This window comes from Citrobacter freundii complex sp. CFNIH4 (genome assembly GCF_002934505.1).
GTDB classification, from domain to species: Bacteria; Pseudomonadota; Gammaproteobacteria; order Enterobacterales; family Enterobacteriaceae; genus Citrobacter; species Citrobacter freundii.
Genome location: NZ_CP026231.1, coordinates 1340409 through 1356935 on the forward strand (window position 1 = coordinate 1340409; position 16527 = coordinate 1356935).

The window sequence follows — 16527 nt, forward strand, 5'->3', positions numbered from 1 at the left end:
AGGAAACATCATATGCAAATTCCGTCTGAAGGAGATTTAGCGAAAAAACATTCTCCAAAACTCATTTGCAACTACATGATTTTATAGAGTTTGGCATGCAGTTTACTTGAAGGTAAAAAGCATGCCAAAAAACAATTTAACTTATTGAATTATATAAATTAACTATCTATGTCGCTAACCTTCTTGTTCAGCAAGCGCGAGGCACGCCAGTAGATCAGCAGCATCAGACCCATCACGATGGTCAGCGTAATGCTGGTGGCTGCACCAAACGGCCAGTCACGGATGTTCAGGAACTGAACTTTAATCACGTTGCCAATCAGCAGGTTTTTCGCGCCGCCCATTAAGTCGGAAACGTAAAACAGCCCCATTGCGGGCAGCATGACCAGCAGGCATCCGGCGATAATCCCCGGCATCGTCAACGGAATAATGATGCGGGTGAAGGTCTGAAGTTTACTGGCACCTAAATCGCGTGCGGCTTCCAGCAGCGGTTTATCGAGTTTTTCAATGCTGGAATAGAGCGGCATCACCATAAACGGTAGCAGGATGTATACCAGCCCGATAATCACCGCGCTGGGGGTAAACATGATGCGAATGGGTGTATCGATAACCCCGAGCCATAACAGAAACTCGTTGAGATAGCCTTTGGTACTGAGGAAAATTTTGAGTCCGTAGATGCGAATAAGTGAGTTGGTCCAGAACGGAACAATCAGCAGGAAAAGCAGCAGCGGGCGCACTTTTTCCGGCAGTTTCACCAAAAACCAGGCAAACGGGTAGCCGAGTACCAGACAGGCGAGCGTGGCAATCAGCGCCATATTGAGGGAGTGAACCAGCACCTCAAAATAGAGCGGATCGAGCAAGCGCGTATAGTTCTCCAGCGTAAAGACCATTTTGACGAAATTGGCGTCGTCGCGGGTCAAAAAGCTGGTACCGATGATCATCAGGTTGGGCAGAAAGACAAATAACACAAGCCAACCGACAATGGTGACGATCACCACACTCTGGAATTTACTTGTGTTCTTCATCAGCCAGTACTACCTCCCAGCTTTCTACCCAGTTAATCGCCATTTTCTGGTCGAGAGAGTGGTCAAAGTCAGGATCGTCTTCATTGAAGAATTCGCTGACCATCACCATCTTGCCATTTTCCAGTTCCACAACCGACTCCAGCGTCATGCCTTTGTAGTTGCGTTCGCGCACGTAGCCGATCAGGCCTTCGATATGATTATCATCGTTGATTTCATCTACGCGCAAATCTTCAGGACGTAACAGGACGTGCAGCTTTTGTCCGGGAACCACCGCGAAGTTGACATAAATATTGCACTCGCGACCTTCAACGTTAGCACGAACACGCTGTTCATCCAGACGTTCAATCACCGTGGCGTTAAACATATTGATCTCGCCGATAAACCCGGCGACGAACAGATTCTTGGGCTCTTCGTAGATTTCGCGCGGCGTACCGTCCTGCTCAATCTTACCATCGCGCATCACCACGATGCGGTCGGACATAGTCAGCGCTTCTTCCTGATCGTGTGTGACAAAGACAAAAGTGATACCAAGCTTACGCTGCAGCGCTTTCAGTTCATTCTGCATCTGCTTACGCAGTTTGTAGTCCAGCGCAGAGAGGGATTCATCTAACAAGAGTAAGCGGGGTTTGTTGACCACAGCTCGGGCAATCGCTACGCGCTGCTGCTGGCCGCCGGAAAGTTGATGCGGTTTTCGCTGGGCGAACTCTTCCAGTTGCACCATGCGCAGGGCTTCGGTAACGCGGGGAGAAATGTCGGCTGCGGGCGTTTTTTGCATGCGTAAACCAAAGGCCACATTCTCAAATACGGTCATGTGGGGGAATAACGCATAGCTTTGGAAGACGGTATTCACGTAGCGGTTTTCCGCTGGAACGTGAGTAATGTCCTCGTTGTCCAACATAATATGACCGGAATCAACCGTTTCCAGACCGGCAATCAGGCGAAGAACGGTTGTTTTACCGCAGCCAGAGGGGCCAAGCAGCGTAAGAAACTCGCCATTATTGATGGTCAAATCCAGGCTGGAAATCACCTCTTTGCCATCGAAACTTTTGCGAATTCCCGCTAATTGCACCAGTGGAGAAAGCGAACGCGGTTGTTTATTCAATTTTTTACTCTGTCCCATGTAAACGCAACGGATGGCTGACCGATGCGGGGTTTGTGGTTAACCACCTTGATGACTCTTAATGAGGGCCGTTATTCTACGGCAAACCGTTGTAATCGCCAATCCTTGTTGCGAATTACTGACTTAGCCCTATAGTCAGAGGGGATGTCAGGGCGAAATATTCTCACTTGCGGGGATAAAAGTGACCTGACGCAATATTTGTCTTTTGTTGCTTATTGATAATGTTGTCACAAAAAGTGAGGGTGACTGCATGGATAAACTACTTGAGCGTTTTTTACACTACGTGTCGCTGGACACCCAATCAAAATCGGGCGTGCGGCAGGTACCCAGCACCGAAGGACAGTGGAAATTATTACAACTGCTCAAACAACAGCTCGAAGAGATGGGGCTGGTTAATATTTCACTGAGCGAAAAAGGCACGCTGATGGCAACGTTACCCGCTAACGTTGCTGGCAATATTCCTGCGATCGGCTTTATTTCCCATGTGGATACCTCACCGGATTTCAGTGGTAAAAATGTCAATCCGCAAATTGTTGAAAACTATCGCGGTGGCGATATTGCGTTAGGCATTGGTGATGAAGTTTTATCGCCAGTGATGTTCCCGGTGCTGCATCAACTTCTGGGTCAGACGCTGATCACTACAGATGGTAAAACGTTGCTGGGCGCGGATGATAAAGCTGGCGTGGCGGAAATCATGACCGCACTGGCTGTGCTTATCCAAAAAGATATTCCGCACGGTGATATCCGCGTGGCCTTTACACCGGACGAAGAGGTGGGTAAAGGGGCGAAGCATTTTGACGTTGCGACATTCGATGCGCAGTGGGCCTATACCGTTGACGGTGGTGGCGTAGGTGAGTTGGAGTTTGAAAACTTCAACGCTGCGTCGGTTAATATTAAAATTGTTGGCAACAATGTGCATCCCGGCACCGCAAAAGGGGTGATGGTGAATGCGCTGTCGCTGGCGGCGCGTATTCATGCAGAGGTTCCGGCAGATGAAAGCCCGGAAAAGACGGAAGGCTACGAAGGCTTTTATCATCTGGCGAGTATGAAAGGGACGGTCGATCGGGCGGATATGCACTACATTATTCGTGATTTTGACCGTAAGCAGTTTGAAGCGCGTAAACGCAAGATCATGGATATCGCCAAGAAGGTCGGTAAAGGGTTACACCCCGACTGCTATATCGAACTGGTGATTGAAGACAGTTACTACAATATGCGCGAAAAAGTGATTGAGCATCCGCACGTACTGGATATCGCCCAGCAGGCGATGCGCGATTGCGATATTGAGCCGGTGCTAAAACCGATCCGTGGCGGCACTGACGGCGCGCAGCTGTCGTTTATGGGATTACCGTGTCCGAATCTGTTCACCGGCGGCTACAACTATCATGGTAAACATGAGTTTGTAACCCTGGAAGGAATGGAAAAAGCGGTACAAGTGATTGTGCGTATTGCTGAACTGGCCGCGCAACAAAAATAAAGTATGTGTAGTTGCCGGATGGCGCTTCGCTTATCCGGCCTACATTATTACACTCCAGTAGGCCTGATAAGACGCGTAGCGTCGCATCAGGCACACTTCGCATTACCCTTCGAAGAACCAGTACCCGCTGTTGACCAGCGCGGCAAGCATGGCAAGGAAAGAAGGATCTTCCAGCGCATCCTCAAAGTTCTCAGCCGTCAACACAATATGACTGGCCAGCGCTTCCAGGGCAGGACGATGCGGTGAATCAATTTTCTCACCGTTAGCGTAGACGTCGTCGCCAATACGCAATACACGCAATCCGCCCAGACGCACTAACACATCACCTTGCTTCAGGGCATCGTAAATTTCGTCTGGCTGATACGGTGGCTCCGGCGGGGCAATATCCAGTTCATGACGAGACTGAGAAATAAACTCGCCAAACCACTGCTGGAAATGTTCTGGTTGATTAATCAGCCCGAGCATCATTTCGCGCAGCTTATCCATCTCCTGCGGCAGAACGTCGGCCGGATGATCGCGCGGCGGCAGGTCCGGATCGCTGTAATAGGTGCTACCCAGTTCGCGTTGCAAAACGTAATCGGCGAACCCGCTGATCAGCTCGCGAGTGTTTGGCGCACGGAAACCGACCGAATAGTTCATCGCGTTTTCCAGCGCATAACCTTCGTGCGGGAATCCCGGTGGAATGTACAGGATATCGCCGGGTTCCAGCTCTTCATCGATAATAGCTTCGAACGGGTCGACCTGAAGGAGATCCGGGTGAGGGCAGTGTTGTTTCAACTGCAGTTTTTCACCTACGCGCCAGCGACGACGACCTGTTCCCTGAATGATAAATACATCGTACTGATCCAGGTGCGGGCCAACGCCGCCGCCGGGGACAGAGAAAGAAATCATCAGGTCGTCGATGCGCCAGTCCGGTAATTCACGGAACGGGCGCATCAGCGCGGCAGTTGGCTCGTGCCAGTGGTTGACCGCCTGCACCAGCAAAGACCAGTTGTTCTCGCCAAGATGGTCGTAGCTTTCGAAGGGACCGTGGCTAACCTGCCATTTTCCGTCCTGGTGGCTGACGAGTCGGCTGTCGACTTCGCTTTCCATTGCCAGTCCAGCCAGTTCGTCAGGAGAGAGAGGGTCAATAAAATTGTTAAACCCGCGTTTTAAGACCACCGGGCGTTTCTGCCAGTGGCGTTCAAGAAAATCGGGCCAGTTAAGTGTGAGTTGGTATTCCATAATGAGCATCCCGCAGGCTGGTATCTGCAACCGATTATAACGGATACTTAACCTCAAGCGTGAAGTCAGTACATATTTATTACATGCGACGATTACTCGTCTTTCTGGCCCGGCTGCTGGCGACCAAAAATAACTTCCATGCGCGCACCACCCAGCAGGCTATCACCGGCAATAATCTGCCCGTCATACTGTTCGGTGATTTCTCTCGCCACCGCCAGACCGACGCCTTGTCCTGGACGTAGCGTATCTACGCGCTGTCCACGGTCAAACACCACTTCCCGTTTGCTTTGCGGAATACCAGGACCATCATCTTCAACCAGAATATGCAGCTGATCCTCAGACAGTTGCGCTGAAATCTCGACAAACTCCAGACAATATTTACAGGCGTTATCCAGTACGTTGCCCAACACCTCGACAAAATCATTCTGTTCGCCCACAAAGCTGATTTCAGGTGAGATATCGAGATTAATGTTGACGCCTTTACGCTGATACACCTTATTCAGTGCCGAGGTCAGTTTATCCAGCAACGGCGCGATCGGGTGCAGTTCGCGGCTGAGTAGGGCACTGCTGCCACGCATGCTCGCGCGATGCAGGTAATAGCCTATCTGTTGGGAAATACGGCTGATTTGTTCCAGCATGACAGGCTCTGCGTCGCTGACGCTCATCTTTTCATTACGCATTGAGCGCAGAGTACTCTGCAATACCGCCAGTGGTGTTTTCAGGCTATGGGTGAGGTCTGTTAACGTGGTGCGGTATTTGTCATAACGCTCACGTTCGCTTTTTAACAGCCGATTGAGATTACGAACCAGGCTGGTCAATTCGCGTGTGGTGGCGGGGTTTAGCATCTCACGATGATGTTCCTCAAGCTCACGGACTTCACGCGCCAGCGATTCAATCGGCCGCAGGCTCCACCACGCGGCCACCCATAACAGCGGAATGACCAGCAACAGATTGGCGACCAGCACATAAATAAACCAGCTCCAGACCATATACGAGCGCTTTAGCTCTATCGGAATGGTATCGACAACCACAATGGTCAGTTGCGGCATTCTGGCAGTAGCAGGATAGACGTTTACCGCCACGGAGTGGGTCATTTCGGCGTCGTCGTCATCTTCTCTGACTTCTTTTAACTGCTGCTGCGCGGAGTGATCTTCGCCCAGTAGGGTGCTGGTAGCGTCTACGTTGGCTTCAATCTCATGAAATCCGTTGGTTTTTAGCCAGTCCGGTTGGATACTTTTCGTCAGCCAGGGAACATTGCGCTGCGCCCACAGAAGTTCACCCGCTTCATTGTAAATCAGAGACATTGTTGGGCTTTGCATGTCGAGGTTCTCGGGCAGCTCGATGTTAATCTTGCCGTTTTCCCATTTCGCCAGGGTATAAAACAGATTACTTTCGCCCCGCAGCAGGCGGAACGTTGTCTTATCAAAGCTGACGCTATAGCCTACCAGGGCAACCATGCCGTAGGCCAGTGAAAGCACCAATACCACGCCCGCGGTGGCCAGTAAAAAGCGCAGCCGCAGCGATAACGGGAAAAAATGACGCAATAGTTTATTCATTAGCGCAGTTCAAAAAGATATCCCTGGCCACGTACTGTGGTAATTACTTCATGCGGATATTGCGCCTGAATTTTTTTACGTAGACGCCCCATCAGGACATCAATAGTGTGACTTTCGCGCAGCTCGGCATCCGGATAAAGCTGCAACATGAGTGAATCTTTACTGACCACTTTGCCATTATTACGGATGAGAGTTTCCATAATGGTATATTCAAACGCCGTGAGCTTGATAACCTCATCATTGACGGATAACTCGCGTCGGGAGAGGTCCACCTGAAAAGGCGGAAGGGAGATAATTTGCGATGCCAGACCGCTGTTTCGACGCATCAGTGCCTGCATGCGTGCAGCCACTTCTTCGATGTGAAATGGTTTGGTGACATAATCGTCAGCGCCTGCACTGAGGACTTCCACTTTGTCCTGCCAGCCTTCGCGCGCGGTTAATACCAGAATTGGCAGCGAAACCTCATTACTGCGCCAGCGGCGGATTAGCGACAAACCATCTTCATCGGGGAGCCCTAAATCAACGATCGCGATATCCGGCAGATGCTCATTCAGATAATAGTCCGCTTCCTTCGCATCTTCTGCATCATCCACCTGATGCCCTAAATCCTGTAACTGAACCTTGAGGTGGTGGCGTAATAAAGCATTATCCTCGACAACCAGTACGCGCATCATCGTTTCTCCCTAAAATAATGGTATGAATAGTTTAACGCTGATTATGTGGCTGTGGGGATAAACATTTAATAAACCGGGGGAAGGGATAATGTTGCGGGTGATAAAAAGCCGGAATCGCTTACGCTTATCCGGCTTCTGTTCAGCATCTGGGGAGTTGCTGATTACTTCAGTTCATCAACCATGGTGATGGCGCGACCAATATAATTGGCAGGCGTCATTGCTTTCAGGCGAGTTTTCTCTTCTTCCGGCAGTGCCAGACCATCGATAAACTGCTTCATACCTTCGGCGTCAACGCGCTTGCCGCGGGTCAGTTCTTTCAACTTCTCATATGGCTTCTCAATACCGTAGCGACGCATCACGGTCTGAATCGGCTCTGCCAGAACTTCCCAGTTATGATCCAGTTCATCCAGCAGATGATCGCGGTTCACTTCCAGTTTGCTCACGCCCTTCAGCGTGGACTGATAGGCGATCAGCGCATAGCCGATACCCACACCCAGGTTACGCAGAACGGTAGAGTCTGTCAGATCACGCTGCCAGCGGGAAACCGGCAGTTTACTCGCCAGGTGCTGCAGAACCGCATTGGACAGACCCAGATTACCTTCGGAGTTTTCGAAGTCGATGGGGTTAACTTTATGCGGCATGGTGGAAGAACCGATTTCACCCGCGACAGTTTTCTGCTTGAAGTGACCCAATGCAATGTAACCCCAGACGTCGCGATCGAAATCGATCAGAATGGTGTTAAAGCGGGCGATGCAATCAAACAGCTCGGCAATGTAGTCGTGCGGCTCAATCTGCGTGGTGTAGGGGTTCCACTGGATACCCAGCGAGGTGACGAATTCTTCGCTAAACTGATGCCAGTCTACTTCCGGGTAAGCGGCAATGTGGGCGTTATAGTTACCCACGGCACCGTTGATTTTACCAAGAATTTCAACCTGGTTGAGCTGGCGATACTGACGCTCCATGCGGTACGCCACGTTTGCCATCTCTTTGCCCATTGTTGATGGGGTGGCAGGTTGGCCGTGAGTACGGGAGAGCAGAGGAATATCGCGATATTCAACTGAAAGCGCGGTGATGCCATCAATCAGTTGACGCCAGTACGGCAGAACCACTTCGTCGCGTGCGGTTTTCAGCATCAGCGCGTGAGACAGGTTGTTGATGTCTTCTGAGGTGCATGCGAAGTGGATAAACTCGGAAACGGCGTGCAGTTCCGGGATATCCGCCACTTTTTCTTTCAGGAAATACTCAACTGCCTTCACGTCATGGTTGGTCGTACGCTCAATGGTTTTGATACGCGCAGCATCTTCTTCATTGAAGTTAGCGACGATCGCATCAAGGTAACCGATTGCGTCGGCAGCAAAAGCAGGAACTTCCTTGATCGCTGCGTGCGCGGCCAGTTTTTGCAGCCAGCGTACTTCAACCTGTACGCGGAATTTCAGCAAACCGTATTCGCTGAAAATCCCGCGCAGCGCGCTGACTTTATCGCCGTAGCGTCCATCGACAGGGGAAACGGCGGTCAGTGAGGATAATTCCATAGATCACAACTCCGGGGTTAAATGAGCAAGAATTTGTTTTGCCTGAGTCGTCAGGCGATTACGAGAAAACATGAGTTGCAGACGGCCTCCACCAACCTGATGCCAGAGCACGGCAGCACGGATGCCAGCCAGCAGCGAAGCGCGTACTTTAACCTGTACCTGTGGGCTCTGAAGGATGGCCGGGGAACCCGTAACCTGAATACGCGGGCCGAGTGGGCTGATGACGTCAACATAAATGCCAGCCATCGCACTCATCAACGTTTCTGACTGCAAATCAAAATGGTCAAGCTGGCGCTGCAAGCCGCTGATACGGTCTCCCAGCGTGTCCATAGCGCCCTTGGCCGCTGACAGCTTACGCTCCAGCACCATCAGGCTTAGCGTGTAACGAGTGAGTTCAGCGTTCAGTCCCTGGCGACTGCTGGCGTTAAGTACGCCGAGCATTGTTTCCAGCCCCAAACGCAGGTTGGCCTCGCTGCCGCCAAACACGCCCAGCGTAGAGCTGGGATTCATGTCGATGACACTGTTCAGTGAAACGTGTAATGCATCGGCATCACAATGCCCCTGGTGCGCCAGTTCCTGCACCAGGCGTGCCGACTGGCAAATGCCTGCCAGGGCGAGGGTGATGTCATAATAATTCTTTGCCACGTTCACTGCTTCCTTGTATCAAATGTGTAAGTAATTATACCGGCAGAGGCAATCGTTGTTCGATAATGCCGCCGCCGAGGCACACTTCGCCATTGTAAAAGACAGCCGACTGACCCGGCGTAACCGCCGCGACTGGCTCGTCGAAAATGACTTCAATACGCTCAGCATCCAGTGCTTTAACGGTGCACGGAATGTCGGTCTGACGATAGCGGGTTTTCACCGTACAGCGCATGGTACCAGTGAACGGTTCGCGATCGACCCAATGCAGCTGTTGCGCCACCAGGCCAACAGACATCAGACGTGGATGTTCATGGCCCTGAGCGACAACCAGAATGTTGTTCTCAACGTCTTTATCCACCACATACCATGGATCTTCTGTCCCTTCTTTCGTTCCGCCAATACCCAGACCTTTACGCTGACCCAGAGTGTGGTACATCAGCCCCTGATGCTGGCCAATCTCTTCACCATCAACGGTGATGATTTTGCCTGGCTGAGCCGGCAGGTAGCGACCAAGAAATTCGCGGAACTTACGTTCACCAATGAAGCAGATGCCGGTGGAGTCTTTTTTCTTGGCCGTAATCAGACCAAGGTCTTCGGCAATTTTACGCACCTGCGGTTTTTCCAGTTCACCGACCGGGAACAGGCTTTGCGCGATTTGCTCATGGCCGAGCGTATAGAGGAAATAACTTTGGTCTTTATTACCATCGAGCCCACGCAGCAGGCGACTTTTGCCGTCGACATCTGCGCGACGCACGTAGTGACCGGTGGCGATGTAATCGGCACCTAAATCTTCGGCGGCAAACTCAAGGAAGGCTTTAAACTTAATTTCTTTATTGCACAGAATATCCGGGTTCGGCGTACGACCCGCTTTGTACTCTTCAAGGAACAGTTCAAAGACGTTGTCCCAGTATTCTGCGGCAAAGTTGACGGTATGCAGTTCAATGCCGAGTTTGTCACAGACAGCCTGTGCATCCGCAAGGTCGGCTGCCGCTGTGCAGTATTCCTCGCCATCGTCCTCTTCCCAGTTCTTCATGAACAGGCCTTCTACCTGATAGCCCTGTTGTTGTAACAGCCAGGCAGAAACGGAGGAATCGACACCGCCGGACATGCCGACGATCACTTTTTTTGGGCTTTCAGACATAGGAATACTCACAACATTGAACTTCAAGGCGGCATATTCTAGCACGCAGCCCCTTACTTGACACCCTCTGTAAACGGCCAGTTAAATTCACCGATCATGGCCAGCGGGTAGCGCTGGCCGCTCTGATAACAGCGAATACTCTCTGCAACCAACGGCGAACGCAGGTTTGGCGCGGAGAAAATCTCTTCTGCGCTGACCCAACGACAGCAATCAATATCGCTGTCATGGGGTTCAGTAGCGCACATATTGGCAAGCTCGATAGAGAAAAGAAAACGCAAGAAGGGCGTTCTGTCCGGTGCAATCCATTGATGCATACGAACAAAATGCTGTGGCTGTGCTTTAATGCCCGTTTCTTCCCATAGTTCGCGTGCTGCGGCTTGCACCAGCGTTTCGTCGGCTTCCAGGTGTCCTGCGGGTTGATTCCACAAGGCCTTGCCATTGATCGTTTCTTCAACGACTAAGAATTTATCTTCTGCATGCACAATGCAGGCAACGGTGACGTGCGGTTTAAACATGTTTCCCCCTTATTCCTCAGCAAAACCTTCGGCAACATCTGGCCAACTAATTTCACCGCTGGTCTTGTCGATACTGATATAAGCCACAGGAGGCGATGTTTGTGGGTCGGCTCCTCCGCGACACAATGCAGTTTGATGATCCTCGCGTACGATAATCTCAATGGCCTTTTTAGCATTCCAGCTTTCATAAAAAATGCATTGATAGTCCGGGCGAAGGCTGAGGGTCGCGACTCGTGTAGCTTCGTCTGTCGATAATGGATTGATATCATAGCGGTAGTTATCACCGCTGTTTAAAGGCTGGAGTTGTGACTTTTTCAACCAGCCGCGTACGATATGGCGATCGGCGGTGTAATAAACCGCTTCAATAAAGTCATCTTTTGACTGCTCTTGTGTGGAAATAATGTCGCCGGGAACCAAAAAAACGGACTGGCTGCGGCACTGTTCCGTTGGCATGGTATAAAACCAGGCGCGATCGTTGCCTGTAACCTGATAATGATTATCAGCAACGGGGGGCATTCTTTCGCGTTGCGGCATCTCTTTGTGCGCCCATTTCTTACAGGCCGGATTTACGGATAAGGGAGTCGTCAGAGGTACCAGACCTTCAGCCGCGACCCAGCCTGTGGCGAACATGCCTTTGGCATCACGGTATCGAACATAGCGAAAAGTATGAACGGGAGCGTCTGCTGATTCGGCCGATCGCGCTTCTCTTAACACCTCTACCGTATTGCCGTTGACCAGGAAAGCAGGGAGCTGACATTCAACATCTGGTGCGGAGTTGAAGTGTAGTCGGGAGGTTGTTTTTACCTGAGCGGTTTCATAGAGATAATCAGCCGCGCCTGCCGCGATACCTGCTGTCGCTTCACAATTCTGCGCGGCATAACCCAATGGCGATACGGCATACAGAATGAGTGGCGCGATGAGTCGTTTGTCCATTTCTTTCATTCTTCCTTGTTAATGGCGCTGTAAAGGCCTGATGCTAGAGCTCCCGCCACTCGCCGTTGGCGAGATTTTCCAGCGTGTAATCCCCCATAGCATAGCGAATGAGACGCAGCGTAGGATATCCAACATGTGCTGTCATACGGCGAACCTGGCGGTTGCGGCCTTCATATAAGGTGACTTTCAGCCAGGTGGTGGGGATATTTTTCCGCTCCCGAATCGGCGGATTTCTCGGCCACAGCCATACAGGTTCCTCTACTACCTCAATGCCAGCGGGTAGCGTGGGGCCATCATTGAGCGTTACTCCGGTACGCAGGGCGTCCAGCGCTTCTGCTGTCGGCTCGCCTTCAACCTGGACGTAATAAATTTTCCCGGTACGCTTTCCGGGTTGCGTTAACCGCGCCTGCAGCGCGCCGTCATTGGTCAGCACCAAAAGCCCTTCGCTGTCCCGGTCGAGTCGGCCCGCCGCATAAATTCCCGGCAAGGGAATAAAATCTTTTAACGTGCTTCTGCCTGCCTCGTCAGTAAATTGTGGCAAAACATCGTAGGGTTTATTGAACAAAACCACGCGTTTTGGCTGGTTTTCTTTACGCTGCTTAGTGACTTGTCGTGAGCTGAATCGCTCAACCCGGTGATTTCTAAAAGAAGTTTTTTGCATGGTATTTTCAGATTATATCAATTGCCGCATTATAGCCTAAGAACGAGTGTCTTTCATGGCGACGAACATTAGGGTAGTATTGACATGCTCATTACAAAACATTAACAAAAAATTGCTCTAACGCATTCGTGCAGCAGGACGCAAACGCACATGCAGCGCGATGACAGACGAGCAGAACCAGAAGCGCTCGAAGGAGAGGTGAATGGAAAGCAAAGTAGTTGTTCCGGCGGAAGGTAAGAAGATCACCCTGCAAAACGGCAAACTCAACGTTCCTGAAAATCCGATTATCCCGTTCATTGAAGGCGACGGTATCGGCGTTGATGTAACCCCACCGATGATCAAAGTTGTCGATGCTGCTGTCGAGAAAGCCTATAAAGGCGAGCGTAAAATCTCCTGGATGGAAATCTACACCGGCGAGAAATCCACTCAGGTTTATGGCCAGGACGTCTGGCTGCCTGCTGAAACCTTAGATCTGATTCGTGAATATCGTGTTGCCATTAAAGGCCCTCTGACCACTCCTGTTGGCGGCGGTATTCGCTCTCTGAACGTAGCTCTGCGTCAGGAACTTGACCTGTATGTCTGCCTGCGTCCGGTGCGTTATTATCAGGGTACACCAAGCCCGGTTAAACACCCTGAACTGACCGATATGGTCATCTTCCGTGAAAACTCCGAAGATATCTACGCGGGTATCGAGTGGAAAGCTGACTCTGCCGATGCTGAGAAAGTGATTAAATTCCTGCGCGAAGAGATGGGTGTGAAGAAAATACGCTTCCCGGAACATTGCGGTATTGGTATCAAACCGTGTTCTGAAGAAGGGACTAAACGTCTGGTACGTGCAGCGATTGAATACGCCATCGCCAACGATCGTGATTCAGTTACCCTGGTACACAAAGGCAACATCATGAAGTTCACCGAAGGCGCGTTCAAAGACTGGGGTTACCAGTTAGCGCGTGAAGAATTTGGTGGCGAACTGATCGATGGCGGTCCATGGGTGAAAATCAAGAACCCGAAAACCGGTAAAGAGATCGTGGTTAAGGACGTCATTGCCGATGCGTTCCTGCAACAGATCCTGCTGCGCCCGGCTGAGTATGACGTGATTGCCTGTATGAACCTGAACGGTGACTACATCTCCGATGCGCTGGCCGCACAGGTTGGTGGTATTGGTATCGCGCCGGGTGCAAACATCGGTGACGAATGCGCACTGTTCGAAGCAACCCACGGTACTGCACCGAAGTATGCAGGTCAGGATAAAGTGAACCCAGGTTCTATCATTCTGTCTGCAGAAATGATGCTGCGCCACATGGGTTGGGTTGAAGCGGCTGACCTGATCGTTAAAGGTATGGAAGGCGCGATTAACGCGAAAACAGTAACCTATGATTTCGAACGTCTGATGGACGGTGCTAAGCTGCTGAAATGTTCAGAGTTTGGTGACGCGATCATCGAAAACATGTAATCCACATTCTGGGTTGTATGAGAACGGGAGCCGATTGGTTCCCGTTTTTTTGCGCCTGATAAATTCTTTCCCTGTCATTTTATCCGCCCAGTACCAGGGGGGATCAGGGCTTGTTGTGGTCTATTTATGTCTGGTTTAGCTAAAAAAAGGCAAAACGAGACTAAAGCCTCCGACATAAAGCGCTGACCAGGTCGCCGCAGAGATCAGACTGACTGCATACACTTTCACTGGATGAAGATGCAACATTCCAGCAACTAATGGCACAATGTAACGCAGCACGGCAATAAAGCGTGAAGTAAAAAGTATCGGTACAGAACTGTTTTGCAACCGGCGTCGAACCCGTACTACTGTATCGGCATGACGCGACATGATGCGTGCCAGCCAGGGTAGATGTCCCATCATCATTCCAAGGTGATAATTAACAATTGTCCCGCACCATGCGCCAATCATTACAGCAATTCCCGCTTCCCATGGCGCAATAGTCGCCTTGCCGACGGAAATTACAGCAACCAACATAACAGATGCTGGCGGTAATACAGCTGAAATGAGGAACGTAGATTTTGCGAATGCTATTCCAAAAAGCAGGCCCCACAGGCTGAAAGGATGAAGCGCGAAATGGCTCATCAACGCGTTTACCCACTCCATCAATGCTTCTCCAGTTAAGGTTCCTTGGCTATTTAACCGCGATACGGCTTAATCAGGCCTCAACACAGATGAATTACTGACTGCTGCACTTAATCCCGGCTGTGACAGCTGTCTGCGTATAGCAGCAGAATACAGTTGAGCGGGATAGGGTAAAGGAAGATGAATCGAACGCACTTAATCTGAAACCAGCCACATATCAGCCTCTTCAAACATTTCCTGGACAGTACGGCTTATCTGTTCCTTCTCGTGCTTGCTGGCGTCAGTGTTGATCGCCGGCAATGTCATCATCGGTTTAACACGGACATCAGCGTCGGGGAAAATTCGGTGAACCCTCTTGGTCAATTCGCCCAGAATGATATCTTTTGCACCGGGCAGACCATCAAAATTCCTTTTGTCATAAACGAGTTCCACGAACATTGCTTATCGCCTCTTTGCTGGATGAATATACAGTATTTGTGCTGTGTTTTTATCCTGTATTCAAGAGAGGGCATAAACATGGGCTTTCCTTCACCTGCGGCAGATTATGTTGAAACACGAATCTCCCTCTATCAGCAACTAATCAGCCAGCCCGCAGCGACTTATTTCATGCGGGCATCGCGTTCACATTTCAGGGAAGGAATACTTCAGGGGGGCTGCTTGTTGTGGATGCGTCACTTACTGCCTGCGATGGCTCATTGCTGATATGTGCAATTGTAAGTAGCCCGCATAATCGTGCCATTCACACTTAGAGATCATCCGGCATAATCAATCTGCCAAAGCGGACATTGGTAAGCTCATGCAGTATGGATTCACGAAGAACATACGTTATATTTTGTCCTGATTGACACGGGATGAAAGCTCCTGATGGCTCTCTTTTCGCTCGCTGTAACGATCTGCAAGATAACTGGTTTGTCCCTTAAGCAGCAGCGTGATTTTAAACAGCTCCTCGGCTACATCGACGATGCGGTCATACCATGAAGAAGGTTTCATTCGTCCGTTTTCGTCGAACTCTTGCCATGCCTTGGCTACAGAGGACTGGTTGGGGATCGTAAACATCCGCATCCAGCGACCAAGTATACGCATCTGGTTCACGGCATTGAAGGACTGTGAACCGCCGCAGACCTGCATTACCGCAAGTGTTTTGCCCTGCGAAGGACGAATCGCTCCTTCACTTAAGGGTATCCAGTCAATCTGCGCCTTCATGACTGCGCTCATAGCACCGTGCCGTTCCGGAGAACTCCACACCATCCCATCACACCATCTGACCAGACCGCGCAGCTCGGTGACTTTGGGATGCGTGTCCGGCGCATCATCCGGCAGGGGTAAACCGGAGGGGTTAAACAGTTTCACTTTCGCGCCCATCGCCGTCAGCAGGCGACCGGCTTCCTCCGCGGCAAAGCGGCTGTAGGAGCGCTCTCTCACTGAACCATACAGGATCAGAATCCGTGGTGGCTCCTGCACGTTCAGGCGTTCAGCGATGTGTTGATCAAAGCATTCAGTATTCAGGGCAGGAAATTGTTCCATTTTTCTCCTCCAGAGAGAGCAGATGATTTCAAAGTTAATACATATGATTTACCATATGTGTATTCTAAAGGGAACGGAGAGAAAAATGCTACAACCTGTTCAGCTTTTCAAAATTCTGTCAGATGAAACACGGCTCGCCATTGTTATGCTTCTGCGGGAGTCCGGAGAACTGTGCGTGTGCGATATCTGTGCAGCTACCGCCGAATCACAGCCCAAAATATCACGACATATGGCCGTCCTGCGCGAGGCAAAGCTTGTTCTTGATCGTCGGGAAGGGAAATGGATCCACTATCGTCTGTCACCTCATATTCCGGCGTGGGCCGCTGAGACAATCACGACATCCTGGCTGTGCCTTCGGGAGGATGTGCGGGAATGGTTGGCAAAGTCGGCCTGTACCTCATGCTGATGCAGGAAAATATATTTACA

The 16527-nt window shown here is 50.8% G+C and carries 17 protein-coding genes and 1 pseudogene; 4 read left to right on the forward strand and 14 right to left on the reverse strand.

The genetic code is table 11. The features are described 5' to 3' along the window. Positions 1–158: 158 nt before the first annotated feature. Together potB and potA are read right to left on the reverse strand one after the other, a co-directional pair. Positions 159–1022, reverse strand: coding sequence for a spermidine/putrescine ABC transporter permease PotB (gene potB / locus C2U41_RS06855; protein ID WP_016150058.1), 864 nt, complete (start codon positions 1020–1022; stop codon positions 159–161). Next, positions 1006–2142 carry a spermidine/putrescine ABC transporter ATP-binding protein PotA gene (gene potA / locus C2U41_RS06860; protein WP_003030791.1) on the reverse strand — a complete coding sequence of 379 codons (1137 nt, stop codon included), beginning with the start codon at positions 2140–2142 and terminating at the stop codon, positions 1006–1008. Before potA ends, potB begins: the two co-directional genes overlap by 17 nt. A 250-nt stretch (positions 2143–2392) precedes the next feature. Here potA and pepT point away from each other — a divergent pair, with 250 nt between their 5' ends. Then, positions 2393–3619: a peptidase T gene (pepT, locus tag C2U41_RS06865; RefSeq protein WP_032936142.1), complete on the forward strand. Its 1227-nt coding sequence runs from the start codon at positions 2393–2395 to the stop codon at positions 3617–3619. 102 nt (positions 3620–3721) lie between these two features. Here pepT and roxA read toward each other — a convergent pair whose 3' ends face one another. The 9 genes from roxA to rluE form a co-directional block, all read right to left on the reverse strand. Beyond that, positions 3722–4843, reverse strand: a complete 1122-nt coding sequence (gene roxA, locus C2U41_RS06870; protein WP_003030786.1) for a [50S ribosomal protein L16]-arginine 3-hydroxylase — start codon at positions 4841–4843, stop codon at positions 3722–3724. A 92-nt stretch (positions 4844–4935) separates the two neighbouring features. Then, positions 4936–6399, reverse strand: a complete 1464-nt coding sequence (gene phoQ / locus C2U41_RS06875) for a two-component system sensor histidine kinase PhoQ (protein ID WP_016150060.1) — start codon at positions 6397–6399, stop codon at positions 4936–4938. Then, complete coding sequence (gene phoP / locus C2U41_RS06880; protein ID WP_003030783.1) at positions 6399–7070, reverse strand: two-component system response regulator PhoP; 672 nt, start codon at positions 7068–7070, stop codon at positions 6399–6401. The genes phoQ and phoP overlap by 1 nt, the downstream gene beginning before the upstream one ends. Positions 7071–7234: 164 nt before the next feature. After that, positions 7235–8605, reverse strand: a complete 1371-nt coding sequence (gene purB, locus C2U41_RS06885; protein ID WP_003846707.1) for an adenylosuccinate lyase — start codon at positions 8603–8605, stop codon at positions 7235–7237. A gap of 3 nt (positions 8606–8608) precedes the next feature. Continuing rightward, a complete protein-coding gene (gene hflD / locus C2U41_RS06890; RefSeq protein WP_103849216.1) occupies positions 8609–9250 on the reverse strand; it encodes a high frequency lysogenization protein HflD in 642 nt (213 codons plus the stop codon). 34 nt (positions 9251–9284) lie between these two features. Beyond that, positions 9285–10391, reverse strand: coding sequence for a tRNA 2-thiouridine(34) synthase MnmA (gene mnmA, locus C2U41_RS06895; protein WP_003832402.1), 1107 nt, complete (start codon positions 10389–10391; stop codon positions 9285–9287). A 53-nt stretch (positions 10392–10444) separates the two neighbouring features. Beyond that, positions 10445–10906 (reverse strand): NUDIX hydrolase, encoded by a 462-nt coding sequence (locus tag C2U41_RS06900; protein WP_003841887.1) that lies wholly within the window; start codon positions 10904–10906, stop codon positions 10445–10447. Between the two features lie 9 nt (positions 10907–10915). Continuing rightward, entirely contained in the window at positions 10916–11848 is a 933-nt protein-coding gene (locus C2U41_RS06905) for a hypothetical protein (protein WP_103849214.1), read from the reverse strand. A gap of 34 nt (positions 11849–11882) precedes the next feature. Next, entirely contained in the window at positions 11883–12500 is a 618-nt protein-coding gene (gene rluE, locus C2U41_RS06910; protein WP_003846701.1) for a 23S rRNA pseudouridine(2457) synthase RluE, read from the reverse strand. A gap of 202 nt (positions 12501–12702) precedes the next feature. Between rluE and icd the strand changes: the two genes are divergently transcribed. Further along, entirely contained in the window at positions 12703–13953 is a 1251-nt protein-coding gene (gene icd, locus C2U41_RS06915) for an NADP-dependent isocitrate dehydrogenase (RefSeq protein WP_003030769.1), read from the forward strand. A 135-nt stretch (positions 13954–14088) separates the two neighbouring features. On the opposite strand, the gene C2U41_RS06920 is transcribed toward icd, so the two are convergent. After that, positions 14089–14598, reverse strand: a complete 510-nt coding sequence (locus C2U41_RS06920) for a DedA family protein (RefSeq protein ID WP_003030767.1) — start codon at positions 14596–14598, stop codon at positions 14089–14091. 174 nt (positions 14599–14772) lie between these two features. Next, complete coding sequence (locus tag C2U41_RS06925) at positions 14773–15015, reverse strand: DinI family protein (protein ID WP_003840850.1); 243 nt, start codon at positions 15013–15015, stop codon at positions 14773–14775. 78 nt (positions 15016–15093) lie between these two features. Here C2U41_RS06925 and C2U41_RS06930 point away from each other — a divergent pair. Further along, positions 15094–15290: pseudogene (locus tag C2U41_RS06930) on the forward strand (S24 family peptidase); the annotation flags it as partial. 112 nt (positions 15291–15402) lie between these two features. Here C2U41_RS06930 and arsH read toward each other — a convergent pair. Beyond that, entirely contained in the window at positions 15403–16101 is a 699-nt protein-coding gene (gene arsH / locus C2U41_RS06935; RefSeq protein WP_061549503.1) for an arsenical resistance protein ArsH, read from the reverse strand. Between the two features lie 85 nt (positions 16102–16186). Here arsH and C2U41_RS06940 point away from each other — a divergent pair, with 85 nt between their 5' ends. After that, entirely contained in the window at positions 16187–16507 is a 321-nt protein-coding gene (locus C2U41_RS06940; RefSeq protein ID WP_003030762.1) for a transcriptional regulator, read from the forward strand. Positions 16508–16527: the final 20 nt, after the last annotated feature.

Coding starts and splice junctions, on each gene's coding strand:
- mnmA (WP_003832402.1), bottom strand. CDS start 10,391: ATGTCTGAAAGCCCAAAAAAAGTGATCGTCGGCATGTCCGGCGGTGTC.
- phoQ (WP_016150060.1), bottom strand. CDS start 6,399: ATGAATAAACTATTGCGTCATTTTTTCCCGTTATCGCTGCGGCTGCGC.
- potB (WP_016150058.1), bottom strand. CDS start 1,022: ATGAAGAACACAAGTAAATTCCAGAGTGTGGTGATCGTCACCATTGTC.
- arsH (WP_061549503.1), bottom strand. CDS start 16,101: ATGGAACAATTTCCTGCCCTGAATACTGAATGCTTTGATCAACACATC.
- icd (WP_003030769.1), top strand. CDS start 12,703: ATGGAAAGCAAAGTAGTTGTTCCGGCGGAAGGTAAGAAGATCACCCTG.
- purB (WP_003846707.1), bottom strand. CDS start 8,605: ATGGAATTATCCTCACTGACCGCCGTTTCCCCTGTCGATGGACGCTAC.
- roxA (WP_003030786.1), bottom strand. CDS start 4,843: ATGGAATACCAACTCACACTTAACTGGCCCGATTTTCTTGAACGCCAC.
- C2U41_RS06925 (WP_003840850.1), bottom strand. CDS start 15,015: ATGTTCGTGGAACTCGTTTATGACAAAAGGAATTTTGATGGTCTGCCC.
- potA (WP_003030791.1), bottom strand. CDS start 2,142: ATGGGACAGAGTAAAAAATTGAATAAACAACCGCGTTCGCTTTCTCCA.
- pepT (WP_032936142.1), top strand. CDS start 2,393: ATGGATAAACTACTTGAGCGTTTTTTACACTACGTGTCGCTGGACACC.
- C2U41_RS06905 (WP_103849214.1), bottom strand. CDS start 11,848: ATGAAAGAAATGGACAAACGACTCATCGCGCCACTCATTCTGTATGCC.
- C2U41_RS06920 (WP_003030767.1), bottom strand. CDS start 14,598: ATGGAGTGGGTAAACGCGTTGATGAGCCATTTCGCGCTTCATCCTTTC.
- C2U41_RS06940 (WP_003030762.1), top strand. CDS start 16,187: ATGCTACAACCTGTTCAGCTTTTCAAAATTCTGTCAGATGAAACACGG.
- phoP (WP_003030783.1), bottom strand. CDS start 7,070: ATGCGCGTACTGGTTGTCGAGGATAATGCTTTATTACGCCACCACCTC.
- rluE (WP_003846701.1), bottom strand. CDS start 12,500: ATGCAAAAAACTTCTTTTAGAAATCACCGGGTTGAGCGATTCAGCTCA.
- C2U41_RS06900 (WP_003841887.1), bottom strand. CDS start 10,906: ATGTTTAAACCGCACGTCACCGTTGCCTGCATTGTGCATGCAGAAGAT.